Annotated in this window: 9 protein-coding genes; 3 read left to right on the top strand and 6 right to left on the bottom strand. The window is 48.2% G+C overall.

Annotation, left to right across the window (positions count from 1 at the left end):
* Positions 1 to 30: 30 nt before the first annotated feature.
* The 5 genes from ACYQ2C_RS15445 to ACYQ2C_RS15465 form a co-directional block, all read right to left on the bottom strand.
* Entirely contained in the window at positions 31 to 3237 is a 3207-nt protein-coding gene (locus tag ACYQ2C_RS15445; RefSeq protein WP_460049366.1) for an efflux RND transporter permease subunit, read from the bottom strand.
* Positions 3231 to 4835 (bottom strand): FixH family protein, encoded by a 1605-nt coding sequence (locus tag ACYQ2C_RS15450; protein WP_460104000.1) that lies wholly within the window; start codon positions 4833 to 4835, stop codon positions 3231 to 3233. The genes ACYQ2C_RS15445 and ACYQ2C_RS15450 overlap by 7 nt, the downstream gene beginning before the upstream one ends.
* Entirely contained in the window at positions 4828 to 6141 is a 1314-nt protein-coding gene (locus ACYQ2C_RS15455) for a TolC family protein (RefSeq protein ID WP_460049369.1), read from the bottom strand. Before ACYQ2C_RS15455 ends, ACYQ2C_RS15450 begins: the two co-directional genes overlap by 8 nt.
* Before the next feature lie 108 nt (positions 6142 to 6249).
* Positions 6250 to 6678, bottom strand: coding sequence for a hypothetical protein (locus ACYQ2C_RS15460; RefSeq protein WP_460049371.1), 429 nt, complete (start codon positions 6676 to 6678; stop codon positions 6250 to 6252).
* 346 nt (positions 6679 to 7024) lie between these two features.
* Positions 7025 to 7264: a helix-turn-helix domain-containing protein gene (locus ACYQ2C_RS15465; RefSeq protein ID WP_460049372.1), complete on the bottom strand. Its 240-nt coding sequence runs from the start codon at positions 7262 to 7264 to the stop codon at positions 7025 to 7027.
* A 67-nt stretch (positions 7265 to 7331) separates the two neighbouring features.
* Here ACYQ2C_RS15465 and ACYQ2C_RS15470 point away from each other — a divergent pair, with 67 nt between their 5' ends.
* From ACYQ2C_RS15470 to ACYQ2C_RS15480, 3 genes are all read left to right on the top strand, one after another.
* On the top strand, positions 7332 to 7889 hold the full coding sequence (locus ACYQ2C_RS15470) for a hypothetical protein (protein WP_460104002.1): 558 nt from the start codon (positions 7332 to 7334) through the stop codon (positions 7887 to 7889).
* A 2-nt stretch (positions 7890 to 7891) separates the two neighbouring features.
* Entirely contained in the window at positions 7892 to 9325 is a 1434-nt protein-coding gene (locus ACYQ2C_RS15475) for a DEAD/DEAH box helicase (RefSeq protein WP_460104003.1), read from the top strand.
* Between the two features lie 496 nt (positions 9326 to 9821).
* Entirely contained in the window at positions 9822 to 10619 is a 798-nt protein-coding gene (locus ACYQ2C_RS15480) for a SprT-like domain-containing protein (protein ID WP_460104005.1), read from the top strand.
* A 9-nt stretch (positions 10620 to 10628) separates the two neighbouring features.
* On the opposite strand, the gene ACYQ2C_RS15485 is transcribed toward ACYQ2C_RS15480, so the two are convergent.
* Positions 10629 to 13598 (bottom strand): Tn3 family transposase, encoded by a 2970-nt coding sequence (locus ACYQ2C_RS15485; RefSeq protein ID WP_460104006.1) that lies wholly within the window; start codon positions 13596 to 13598, stop codon positions 10629 to 10631.
* Between the last annotated feature and the right edge of the window lie 709 nt (positions 13599 to 14307).

The raw sequence follows: 14307 nt of genomic DNA on the forward strand, positions 1-14307 counted from the left end.
ATAAAATCATCTGTGTCTTCACAGCAGCAATCAGTTTTCAGGTGATGTTTCAATGATGGGACGCTTCCACACAACAAACAACGCAGGAAAGACCAATAACACGCCAATTAGCGCCGAAGCCGTCCCCCCAATCATGGGCGCGGCAATACGTTTCATGACATCGGCTCCGGTGCCATCGCTAATTAAAATGGGAATCAACGAAATCAGTAAAGTTAGGCTGGTCATTAGCATCGGCCGAATACGTTGCGCGGCGCTTTGCGCGACTTTTTCGTGAAACTCATCCAGTCGGTTTTTTGAATCCAGTGCTTCCGGTTTTTGCAACGCATCGTCCAGGTAGTGCAGCATCAATAAACCCAACTCCGCCGCCAGACCGGCCATCGCAATCATGCCGACCCATACCGCCACACTGAGTTTGTAATTGAGCAGAAACAGCAGCCAGATCGAGCCCATCAAGGCAAAGGGCATGGCCGACAGTACAAACATCGTGTCACTGAAACGACCACGGTGTAGATAGAGCAATAGAAAGACAGCCAATAAGGTTGCCGGTATCACCCACTGCAATTTGGCCTTGGCCCGCTCGAAATACTGGAACTGGCCCGCCCATCCCAGGCGGTAACCTGCCGGCAATGCCACCTGTTCGGAAACGACCTGCTTGGCTTGCGTGACGTAGTCGGCTACACCCAAGTCGCCTTTAAGGTCAACGAACACGAAACCAACTAATTGGCCGTCCTCGTTGCGGATCATGGGCGCCCCGGAGCGAAATTCGATATCCGCCACCTCCGTAATTGGTACCTGCGTGCCGGTTTTGGTGGGCACCAGTACCTTCTCTAGTGCTTCAATGGAGTCACGATAGTCCCGTGCGTAACGCACCATCACCTCATAGCGTTCACGTCCCTCCACTGTTTGCGTGGCGGGCATACCACCCACAGCCGTCATCAATACCTCTTCGACATCCATCACATTCAAGCCATAACGCGCAGCGGCGTCCCGATTGATATCAAAATCCAAAAAATAACCCCCGGTCGAACGCTCGGCGAACGCGCTGCGGGTATAGGGTGCGGTGCGTGAATCCGCTTGCAAGGCCTTCTCTATCGCCACGGCGGTTTCTTCAATCTGGCTGAGATCGTCACCAAAGACCTTGATACCAAGGGTGCTGCGAATCCCGGTCGCCAGCATCTCGGTGCGTGTCTGGATCGGCATCCACCAGATATTGGGCATGCCGGGATAGCGCAGCTTTTCATCCATCTCGGCAATCAGGTCATCCCAGGTCAGCCCCTCACGCCATTGATCCTTGGGCTTCAGGGTGATGACGGTTTCCACCATAGACAGCGGCGCCGGGTCGGTCGCGCTGGTCGAACGGCCGACTTTGCCAAAGACCCGCTCCACTTCGGGAAAGCTTTTGAGCTGCGCATCCATGCTTTGCAGTACCTTGCCGGCTTCAGTGATGGACATTCCCGGCAGCGCTGTGGGCATGTAAAGAATACTGCCCTCATTTAAAGGGGGCATAAACTCATTGCCCAACTGCCGGGCCACCGGCCAGGTCAGTACCAGAGACACCACGGCCACCGCGACGACCGGCCAACGAAAGCGAATGCAAAAGCGGATCATGGGCAGGAAGAGAGCGAGCAGCCATCGGTTCAGTGGATTGCGCTCGGCGTGAATTTTGCCCCGCACTAACAAGACGGCGAGTGCCGGGATCAAGGTCACCGATAAAATTGCGGCAAAGGCCATGCTGTAGGTCTTGGTGAAAGCCAGCGGTTTGAAGAGTCGGCCTTCGGTGGCTTCTAAGGCAAACACCGGGATGAACGAGATAGTGATAATCACCAGAGAAAAGAAAATACTGGGTCCGACGTCCTGCATCGCACGGATGATCACGGCTTTTCGGTTGCCACTATCGCCATTTTTATCCAGCCGTTTGTGAATGTTGTCCATCATCACCACGGCGGCATCCACCATTGCCCCGATCGCTACCGCAATACCGCCCAGGGACATGATGTTGGCCGTAAGCCCTTGGAACGCCATAGGGATAAATGACAACAGAATGGCAATCGGTAAGGTGATGCAGGCCACCAGCGCCGACCGGACATGTAGTAGGAACGCCATGATAATCAGCGTCACCACCACCATTTCTTCGATCAAGGTGTTTTTTAGGGCATTGATGGCCCGTAAAATTAAATCGGAACGGTCATAGGTGATCACCACTTCCACCCCGTCCGGTAAACCAGCTTCGACGTCCTTCAGGCGTTGTTTGACTCGGTCGATCACGTCAAGGGCGTTCTCACCGTAACGCATGACCACGATGCCTCCGACCGTCTGACCTTCGCCATCCAGTTCAGCCAAGCCTCGCTGCATGGCAGGGCCCAGCGTCACATCCGCCACCTGGGACAGTTTGATCGGAACATGGTTGTCATCCACGCCGATGACGACTTTTTCCAAATCCGCCGGGGATTTCAGGTAGCCGCGGCCGCGTATGAAATGTTCGTGGCCTGCGATTTCCAGCACCCGACCGCCGACATCGTTATTGGAACGGCGTATCGCTTCAATGACCTTGGGGAGGTCAATACCAAAGCTCGCCAGGCGGTGTGGATCGACCTGTACCTGATATTCCTTGACGAACCCTCCAATAGACGCGACTTCGGCAACACCATCTATAGCCGTTAGCCAGTAACGCAGTTTGAAGTCCTGGATGGCTCTTAACTCGGACAGGTCATGCTGGCCTGTTTTGTCCACCAGTGCATACTGAAACACCCAACCCACGCCTGTGGCATCCGGCCCCAGGGTGGGCTGGACATTATCGGGGAGCTGACTGGACACGGTATTCAAATATTCCAATACTCGGGAACGCGCCCAATAAATATCGGTACCATCCTCGAAGATCACATATACGAAGCTCGACCCCAGAAAACTCTGGCCACGCACAAAACGCACGTTAGGGGCGGAGAGTAAGGCCGTGGTGAGCGGATAGGTAATTTGATCTTCTACCAGATCGGGACTGCGGCCTTGCCATTGGGTATAGACAATGACCTGGGCATCCGACAAATCCGGAATGGCGTCCAGTGGGGCCTGGAAAAAACTGCGATAGCCCCACACGGCGGCGATCAGCACCAACAGAATCGTAATGCCGGGTTTGTGAGCACAATAGGAAATCAGCCGCGCCACCCAACTGCTGGGTTGTTGATGCTCTGGCGGCTTTGTCTCGGCATCGTCAACTCGCGTGGCTTCGTTTGAATCTACCATTGATCAATCCCCGCCTTGAGTTTACTTTCCGCCGCAATCAGGAAATTGCCAGAGGTGACAATCTTGTCGCCTTCCTCTAATCCTCTCCGCACCACCACATACTCATCGTCACTGTAACCCGTGCGCACCGTTACCGGTTTTAATCGGCCTTCTCCTAAATCTTTAAATACGATGCGTTTTTCGCCGGAAACCAGGACGGCATCTTTGGGAATCAGGCGCATCTCTCCAAACTCCGACTTCAGTGTGACGCGCGCAAATAACCCCGGTTTTAACTGACCTTCGGCATTGTCCACCTGAAGCCGAACACGGGCGGTACGGGTGTTTTCACCGAGAAAAGGATCGACCTGCATCACCGTCGCCGTACATTCGTCACCTGGAATATTGGTGAGACGCACCGAAGCTGACATGCCCGATTCGATTAACGGTAAATCCTGTTCGTAGGCGAATGCCTCTATCCATAAGGAAGACAGATCCGCAATTTTAAGGAGGGTTTGTCCTTGGCTAAAGGCGGCACCGGCAATGATATTTTTCTGTATGACCACCCCATCGACGGGCGCAAACAAGGGAACATAGTCCTGAGCTTGGCCTTGCTTTTCCAGCCAGTCAATTTGCGCGTTGTTAAGCCCCCACAAAGTTAAACGCTTGCGACTGGCGCTGACCAACGCCTGGCGCTGGTTGCCTACCGCGTCTTGACGACTGCGCTTCACGGTTTCCAGGTATTCTTCCTGCAGGGATAGCAAGTCCGGGCTGTAAACGGTAAAAAGCTTGTCGCCCTTACGAACGGGTTTACCTTCAAAGTCTGCATACAGTTCACCGATCCAGCCGTCAAAGCGCAGGCTGATCGCCATCAAGCGTGTTTCGTCGTAGGTGATTTGCCCTTGCAAGCGGATGGGAACCGCAAAGGGGGCGCGAATTACTTTGCCGGTTTTGACGCCTATCGTTTGCCTGCGTCCTTCGTCAACCATTACGCTACCGCTTTGCAACTCTTCGCGGGTAACCGGTACTAAGTTCATTCCGCAAATGGGACAGGTGCCGGGTGCTGCCGATTTCACTGAGGGGTGCATTGAGCAGGTGTGGTAGGCCACATCTCCCGAAGGGGTAGCTGTTGTGAGTTGGATACCCCTACGCCCGGTTGCCATATCAAAAGCCAAATCCACGTGGTGCGCCTCATCCATCGCCACATCGACCGCCAGGGGCCAGCTGCCGGCCATTATCAGTTCAAAATCACCCTGGTAGACGCCCGGAGCGTTTTCTTGAATGTCGGCCTGGGCGTACATGGCAGGCATAGTACCCATTGCGAGCATCTCGCCAACGGCCCGAACCTTAGCGCCTGACACCGGCTTGCCTTCCTGATCTTTCACCTGGACGGTGATGCGGTTTTCACCCACTTGAGGGGTTTCAGGTTCCACGCTCACCGCAACCTGCCAAGGCCCCGCTTGAACAAAGTCCGGATTCGCTGATGATATCGAATGACCTGAAGAGGAAAACTTTGAACCCCAATCAACCTGCACGGCCACAAGGACAACGACCAAGATAGCGACCAGCGCGGATATGCCAATGACATATTCTTTTGTTATTCCGTTTGATGGATTAATCATGATGACTGACCTCCAGATCGTCGGCATTTAGCTCGGTTTTGAAAACCACGCCAGATGCGGCCAAAAGCTGGGAAAATTGCACATATTGATCGCGCAGGGCTTTTTCAGCCGCACGTCGAGTGGAAAGCAGCTGACGTTGGGCCGTGAGTATTGTTAAAAAATCACCGCTTCCCGATCGGTATTCGTCTTGTGCGGTGGTGTGAGTTTCTTCGGCAAGCGGCAGAAGTTCTTGCTGGTACAAGGCATAGACATCTTGTGCTTGCTGCCAGTGGCTGTGCGTTTGAATCAACACTTCTCGTAGCTGGGTATGCAGATCCTGTTGTTCCCAACGTAAGGCAAGTTGTTCGGCCCGCAGGCTATCTTCGCGCCGACTGCGCTTGCTAAACGTAAACGGCAAGCTCACACCTACACCGACTACCCAACGCTTCTCCTCATTGATCCATAAACTGTTATAGCGGGCCATGGCGTTGAACGAGGGATAGCGATCTTTTTCGGCTAAAGAGAGTTCGACGTTTTTTTGCTGCTGTTGCGCGTTTAGCATCTGCATACGCGGCTGCTGCTCGAGCTTGGCCATAGAACTCCGCCATTGCTCGTCTGGAAAATCTGTCAGCGGTAGGAGGATGTTCAACTCAATGGGCGTACCTTGATCCAGATTGCCCAATCGCTTCATTTCACTGAGATCACGCTCAACACGTGCTTTCAGTTCAATGGCTTCCTGCAACAACAAATGATATTCATGCGTCGCATGCAAGACATCGGACTTGGCGGCTGTGCCCGCCGCGTACTTTGCGCGCACGACGGTAAGAAACTCCTGCCAGAGCGCCTGATGGCGTTGATTAATCAACAATAATTGCAGGTGGTATTGCCATTGGGCGTAGGCCAGTCGGACCTGTTTGGCGAGATTTACCCGCCCCTGCAGTTGCATGGCCCCTAGAGCATCGGCCTGGGCGCCTGCCGCTTGTTTTCGCAAAGACAAAACGCCCGGCCAGGGCAACGGTTGGCTGAGTTCAACGATATATCCATCGTCAAATCGCTCATCGCCCAGGGTTTGTGGGGCAACGCCCACCGAAAGTTTTGGGTCATCCAGGTAGCCAACCACCTCGGCGCGAAGCAGTTGTGCTTCCCAACGGGCATCTATGGCCTGTTGAGTGCCGTTACATGCCAGCGAATGCCTCACGAGATCTTCGATTCTCACAATTGTGGGGATGCTGCACTCAGCTTCTTCCGAAGCTGTAGCAGGAACGGGCCAGACCCCGGCCACTAGTAGTGCCAATCCAAATGGCACCAGAAATGTGTAAAAATTCACGAGGAACTCCTCTAAAAATCAAGGTTTAAGCGTCAGCCATTCAAAGCTGACGGTGTTAACAAAAACGCTGAATTTTTATCCCGAGCGAGTCAGGATTGGAGGAGTGTCTTAGATACGTAAGCGCAAGGTAGACATCCAGGTTTCGGTTCCTGGATGGGCGGGTTGAGAGTCCAGATCCCAAAGGGCTGGGGCCGGAGAGGTTTGTTCAAGCTCGGGCCATAAGGCGGCCAGTATAAAATAGACAGAGATCGGCGGTGGATCGAGAGAGGAATGCGAAGTGAGAAGAACGGGGTGCTCTTCATCAATATCCACGTCCATGGAAACTTCCAGTCCATAATCGCAGCATTGCATCGCAGAATTTTGATTTTCACCTACTGCCGCAGGTGAGCTTTCATTGTCACAGCAGCACTGCTCAATAGGGCCGCTGTGATCCATCATTTGGCAAGCAAAAACCGACTGTACCTGCAGCAATAACGCGCAAAGCATCAATACGGTTAGAGCCCTTTTGGCCCAATGAGTAGATCGTAACTTATTCACATCTAGTTTAACTGTTATTTATGCTCTGCAATTTAATCGACACTCAGAGCGAAGGTTAAGAATATAGTTCCATAAGTTTGATCTATCGATGAGGGGCTGAAGTATAATTCTACCAGCTTGCTGCAAAAAGAAAGTCCTTCAGTCGCTTGAGTTGGCGTCGTTGCGACAATGTCCAAGTCTTAGGTTTGGCTGCGTGTTGTGGGTGTTTCACTATGGATTGGATAGATGCATTTGTCACACTTATTTGGGATGAGCATTATTTTGGTGGGGTGGAATACCTCTGAATTATAGATTCGGTATTCAAATAGAGCTTACCGTAGTTTGCACTGTCTTGTTTATAATAAGATTACTTCTTTGAAATGATAAGACCGAGCCCCTCATGCGGGTCAGCGCCAATAGCCTCACAGTATATAACGAACTCCATCAATTCAATTTTCCGCCGATCTTGTTCCATTTTACCTACCACTGAGTGATGGCGACCTACGATATTTGCCACCGCCCTTAAAGACAAACCGCTCTCCTCCCGTTTTTGCTTCATCCAGGTGCGCAGTTTGTCGTAGTGAGGTGAGTATGAGGATGGCTTCATTGTCTCGATGATAGAGACAAGGTAGAATGTCGCGAAATTCGAGACAATATACGCGTCAATTTACGTCATGAGCATGATCCATATAAAACCCGAACTCCTTCACGCACTTAACGAAATCCAAGGAGAGTCTTTCACCGTTGCCGAATTAACGACACACTATTTGGAACATCCGGAAAGCCTGCATAAAGGTAAAAAGCCAGCGAGGCAATTCATCTACCGGAATATAGTACGGATGATAAATACGGGATTCATGGAGAAACTGCCTGACAATGGTGGGTGGCCAAAGTACCGACTCACCCAGAAGTTCAGATCGCATCGCTCTGGATTAACCGAAAAAGAGGCACTCACCTCCCTTCCCTCCAAGCCGAATACAAGCGTCAAAATTCAATCGGCTCCCCCCAGCAAGCCCATCACCGCGTTAAGAGAGCGGCTCAATAAACACCGATCCGACATGTTATGTGCGTTGGGTGAGGCGGAGGAATACGAGTCTCTATGTAAGGAGTTGCCTGAACTTAGCGAGGAAGCACAAGCTCTCTATTCGGAAGCCAGAGAACGGAGTGCTTTACTGTTGGGAAAAATCAAAGCGCTGGAAAGTCTTCTGTCATCCCGCGGCTCCAGGAAATAGACATGGAACTGCGACGCTGGCAGCGCGAAGCTGTGTCACGCTGTATATCCCGTTTTCGCAACGGCCAAAGCCATTTTCTATGCTTGGCCACTCCTGGTGCCGGTAAAACGTACATGGCGTCTACCGTTGCCAAAAGGTTGCTTGAAAACGGAGATATTGATTTTGTTTTCTGCTTTTCCCCATCGCTAAACGTCTCTCTTTCCTTTCAGTCCACATTGGAGTCTGTACTTGGGGTTCGTTTAAACGGACTGCTCGGTGCGAAAGGCAATGTAATAACGTACCAATCCATGCTCAATCTTGGCCGATCATTCTGGTTATTGATGAAGACACATCGCACCTTGGTAATCTTTGATGAAATCCACCATTGCTCCGGCGATCATCTCGGCAATGCCAACGCCTGGGGTCAAAAGATCATTCAGCACATTCAAGGTAAGGCGACCTATAGTCTCGCTTTAACCGGCACACCCTGGCGCTCGGATCGGATTCCCATCGCATTGACGTCGTATTGCCGGGAAGGAAAAGTTCATTGCGACTACAGCTATGGTTTGGCTCAAGCCATCAAAGATGGCGTTTGCCGTACGCCCAAAATCACCGTAATAGACAATGAAAAAATCACCGTACAAAATAATGGGAAAGAAAAGGTCTATGGATCCATTGGTGATCTACTGAAGTCCTCTCGGTGCACATACCAGCAACTCCTTGAAAACCTCACACTCATTCGATATTTGGTTGAGCAAAGCCACAAAGCCCTCAACACGTTAAGACGGGTTCAACCAAATGCAGGCGGACTCATCGTCGCAGCTTCAGTGGAACATGCGGTTCTTATCGCCACAATATTAGAACGCATTTGTGGAGAATCTCCGACGGTGGTGACATATCTGCATGACAAGTCTCAACAGGCAATTCAACATTTTCGTGATGGACAGACCCGATGGATCGTCTCGGTCGGCATGATCAGCGAAGGCACCGATATTCCTCGTTTACAGGTATGTTGTCACCTCACTCGCGTTAAAACGGAATTGTATTTTCGACAAGTACTAGGCAGGATTTTGAGGGTACAAAATAGTGGCAATGAGGAAGCGCTACTCATCATGCCAGCCGAGCCCAAATTAATCGAATATGCACATCGGGTCGCTGAAGATATTCCTTCTGCCAATACCGTATCACTCAAGACAATGGAGGGAAGTCTGCAACCGCTGTTGACCGACCAAGTAGAAGCAGAGGTCGAATCCGGCACCAATGAGATAGATACAATTAAAACGAACGATTCTGGTGAAGATCAAGAGCATCAGCCTGGCCTGCTATCTCTGGGGGAACCTGAAGAAGACATTACCGCTTTGCCCTTCACCACGTTAGCGGAAGCTTACGAGTCGACTCTGGGCTTATTCGGTCGTTTTCGAAAACGCATGATCAACTTTTCGCCGGTGAATGGATGAGCACCACCACGTACCGTGAACTAATGACTCGAATGGCCTTTGAGCAGAAGCGCAGGATCGCCAGTTTGACGTTCGCTGCGATTCGAAGTGGAAGCTGGACAAAAGAAGAGTCCGGACACGACCTTTCGTTACACGTGCTTCAGGGGCTCTCTGATGGAACGTTTGCCCAAACACTCATCGTCCCTCGTCATCAACTCTGAAGAACAACCTGATTTAGCATCCCGTTTTCCTTCCTTCATTGAAAACAGACAACCACTCGCACCGGCACTAAGCCAGCGAGGTCCTGTTGGTCCGTTCTTGTAACTTGCGTTTATGAGTAACAAATCTTTTTGGTACGAATATGAATCAATGAGTACTATTAAGCACATAGTTCTTAGTAAACTTTATGTATCATCGTACTGAAATCAGTGTGATATTTCCGAAAGGAATAAATATATTTTTTTTATAACCAAAATTGGAGATTTGTGTATCGTACGATACGCACAAATTTTAACCAATGGCTGAGATCAGCGAAGAAACGTATAAAATATTCGAAGTGGCCTACGCGTTTTTTAATGCGCGGCTGTTTGAAAATGCTTTGCCCAAATGTCTCATCACTTTCCAGAGACAAAGCCGACTAATGGGCTACGTCTCCTTTAATCGATGGAAAAACAAGCGTAACGAATCAATCGATGAGCTTGCGATCAACCCGGAATATTTTGCAAACTTCCCATTGACGGACATACTCCAAACATTATGCCATGAAATGGTCCATATTTGGCAAGCTCACTTTGGCTCACCCACGCGAAACGGCTACCACAATCAGGAGTGGAGCCAAAAAATGATAGCCATTGGTCTAATGCCATCGTCCACAGGCAAACCAGGTGGAAACACCGTTGGCCAACGAATGATGGACTATGTTATCGAAGGTGGGCCATTTGAATCGGCTGTCGAAGACATTATTCAACAAGGTTTTGAGTTGATTTGGTTTGACACCATTTCCATTTCGCCAAAACCATCAGCAACACTGTCTTCAAAAAATGTTCCCATGTCTGCCTCAACGTCAGAAACATTGAGTGTTAGCTCCAGCCTGGTGAAAGAAATCGATTTGGGCGTGGATATGGATGCCTTCACCGCAGCGATTGAGGCATCTTTGCTCGATAACTTTCCGTCTGAAAATGTGACTTCTCGACCACAGAAGCCTTCAAGCAAGACCAAGTACTACTGTTCAAGCTGCTTTTCCCAAGTCTGGGGAAAACCGGGTTTAAAAATTGTCTGCGGGACATGTATCAAGCCCTTCATACAAGATAACTAATGAATGCCTTTACTCGTTTAGAATGTTTAGAGACAAATCCAAAATTGAGGGCAGTTCAACAATATCGTCAAGTGGATACTCCCCATTAAAAACAAGATGCTCCCATGCAACCGGTGAAATCTTTTTTAGAGCATCTGCCAAAGGTCCTTTATTTTGTTCCTCCAATCTACTGAGCGCATTAGACATGAGTGCAGAATTATAGAAGATAGTACAGTTCGCAAGAAGCCGGGCACACGAATACCATATGTCAATCTCCCTGTCGCTTTTGCCGCGAAAGCTCGATGGACCATTTACTTTAGAAATGGCTTTTTGCAATTGATGATAGGCCTCTCCCCTATTAAGCGCCCTTTGCACATAGCGCTTTAGGTTGTCATCATCAACATACTCCAAGAGATAAATCGCCTTGACCAGCCTGTCATACTCACGCAGCGCATCCAGCATCTTATCAGATTCAGTAGAGCGCGAAATCTTCTTGACGATTTCGTATTGCTTTACTTCTTTTTGATGCAATGACACACAAATCCTTTGAGTATGCTTCCAACCATCAATAATCTTGTGATCATCAATGGGTTTTGATAGCTCAATTGAAAGCCCTTTTTTTGATTCAGAAACGAAAAACATTTTGTCCAGCTCACTAGCAACATCCCGGTATCGCGGCGCGAAAACCCAACTAAACAAATCCAATAAAGCGAAGTTACACTTATTAGTGCCATGGGTATCCGTAGAGACTATATCAGGTTGTAACTGGCTGGTATTATTGTAGAGAAGATCAAATGTATAATGAGACTCATGATGATTAAGAGGCATTATTTCAACGTTTACCGGCACGTGATTTATTGATAGTGTGAGTGCTGACAATCCTTTCCCCTTGCCAAAGTCTTTACTTGAATAACGGGTTCTTACAGTATTTCTTTTGGATCGAAATTTTTGACCATCAATACTCCCGTGAATAACATCTGGTCGAAAATTGTAATACTTGAAAATTCCTAATTTTGCAATTTCATCGCTGATGCAATCAGCCGCATTTTCGAGGGCAGACGCTCTCAAGTAATTGGATTCGAAATTTTTGAGTTGATCATACGAAAAAGGGCAAAGGTCTGCCATTTTATGCACACCGAGCCGGGTCGCATTAGCAATTAGACACGATATAAGCTTTCCTGAAAAATTTGGATCTTTTTGTCGATATTTAATGTGTCGAATTCGTTCGTAAAAACCAGTTTCTCTTGCGACGATAGCAATAACCGATGAAATACCGCGCTTGGGCAGGTTTAAAAAGATACGGTCATTAACCTCAGCGTTTCCCTTCATTTGTTTTACGGTCCAAGTTTTCTTACCACTTGTGGTGGATAAAATAACCGATTCGTTTTCCCTGCTGATGATTCGCTCCACTACCCTCTTCTTCAATTTGCTAAATTGCTCATGCTTCAGAGCCAAGAGCGTTTCTATAGGCATGTCCAAATTGACGGAGTTAATCGCCTCTATCATGGTGTCACCGTCTTTTTCAAACACATCAATGCCTACGAGGGATTCCTCCAGTGGAGAGAATTCGGAACTGTTTTCAACTCCCCAATGTGTTTTGCTGAGGCGACCAGAGATTAAACGATAGATATAATATTCAGCCCTATGGGATATTAAAGATTTCTCCTCGTCGTATAGATGTACTCTGTTTTTCTTGTAAATTAGTCTATCGTCAAACGTTTGACATATCCCATCTGCGTCCAACTCTGATTTCAATTTCATCGCTTGAACAAACAATGACAACTTACTGGACGGTTCCACAAATTTAAGGAACCTGAAGACTTTTCTAAGAAGCTTAAGGTTGCTGTCTTTTATCGAATCAATGTACTCCCAGTAATAGGCCTCTTCGTCAACATTTATTGACTTAAGATATTTGGCAACGATTACTCTCTGATCGGATGGCAAAATATCTTCTGATTTTTTTCTTAGATCTAAATCGGATACCTTTGCACTGCCGTGAAGATCCAACACTTCGCCCACCTTGATTAATAACTCAGCCATCCCCTCCCGCTCGCTAATAATTCTTTTTTTTACAAATTCCTTCGCAGACGCATGCGTATTCTTATAGTGGTAATCGAAAGCCAATACGAAATAGTCCGTAATTTCCGTAAATCTCAAGTATATAAAACACGAAAAATACAGGTAGAAATTCAGAGGGTCAGATCTTTTATGCTCCCACGCATCATGGTAGTTGAACAAAGTGGCATAATATTCAACAACGGACTTCGGCAACTTAAGTTGACTGACCATATCTTTAATTTCTGCGTATATTTCGCTTAGACAGAGATAAGCTCTCGTCTCTTTGTTAACCTGGGACGGTCTAAAGTCGGTCGATTGATATCGAATCGCATCGAAAACATCTTTTGATTTTGCGTCCTGGAGCAGGCTCGTCAATATGTCCTTCGTGTTATCCGAAAGAATATTTTTTACTAACTCTTTTACTCGGGAATTTTCTGAATAGATAACGCTTGCGATAACCTGGCTAATGATTCTGTAGGACGGCCTTTCGATATTGCGGTGATCAAGCCAGTCTAATGCTTGATCAAGCAACTCACGTGGATCCAACTTGGTCCTAACCTCCTGGTAAAGGTATTTCTTTAGTTGTTCTTCTACGTTTGTATTAAAAGGCTTAACTCCTACCGCTGCAAATATCCGGCTGTAAATATTCGATTTTCTTAGCGAAGTGAGTGGTATAAGTTCTCGCTTCAAATTTGGAAAATATTTCCCAACGATAAATTTCAGATCCAGTTCGGACCTAATTGGATCAAACCGAATTTTAATGGGTTTTATTCTGAAATAGCTTAGTAATAGCCGATAGTAAATTTGAATGTCCTCCGACTCGCGCTTCTTGATGAAGGACTGCTCTTTGTCATTTAACGAAAATTCATAATCTTGGCTCTCGGAGCTGATTATTGGGGAGGCGTGGTAATCGGCGATTTCTTCTTCTGTTAGGATTTTCACAATACACAACCAAATCAATATTGGATACCGCATTAGGACTACCCTGAAGCGTGTCGACCTATGAGATCACGAATTGTATAAAGCAAATGTGGAAAAAACAGCGATATGCGGCTGATAAATCAAGGAAAAGCTAGTGATAACATCACATTAGATGGCTCTACGCCTCAAGAAATGTTTCACAAACTGTTTCACGAAATAAAGTGATAAGAAGTGGCTAGCACCCCAATTAGAGATATGGGCTCGCAAAGTCACTAATGACGCGGCATCGGCTCATTTATCGAAGCTAAGTATGTGGATTTTAAACTTTAGGCATGCTCCGCAGGCTTAGGGGCTCTGCCCCTAAAAACCCCGCTCTCACCGCCGAGAGCTCGGGAGCTGGAGACGCTACGCTTAACTCCAGCACCCGTACGAGCTTGTTTTTGAAGTGTCATCAAGTATTAAATCGGAACCCCATAAATAACCATGGGGCCCCCTCGATTTAATCCTTGACGAGGAAAGAATTGAGTTAGTTAACGCGGTTTTTACGTCGAGCACAAGATTTTATTTCGAAGTGATTTAATCGTTTGAAGTCTCATATTGAGACAAAAGTCCGGTATCACTATACCGGACCCTGCTGCGCAGGGAAGTTTTTAAGTCAGATAAACGTGACGCCATTTTTTCGCAATGCTCAAAAATTGGCGTTACGTTTTAACCTGGCACCCCTTCTACG

The sequence above is a fragment of the Sessilibacter sp. MAH3 genome, from assembly GCF_054658275.1.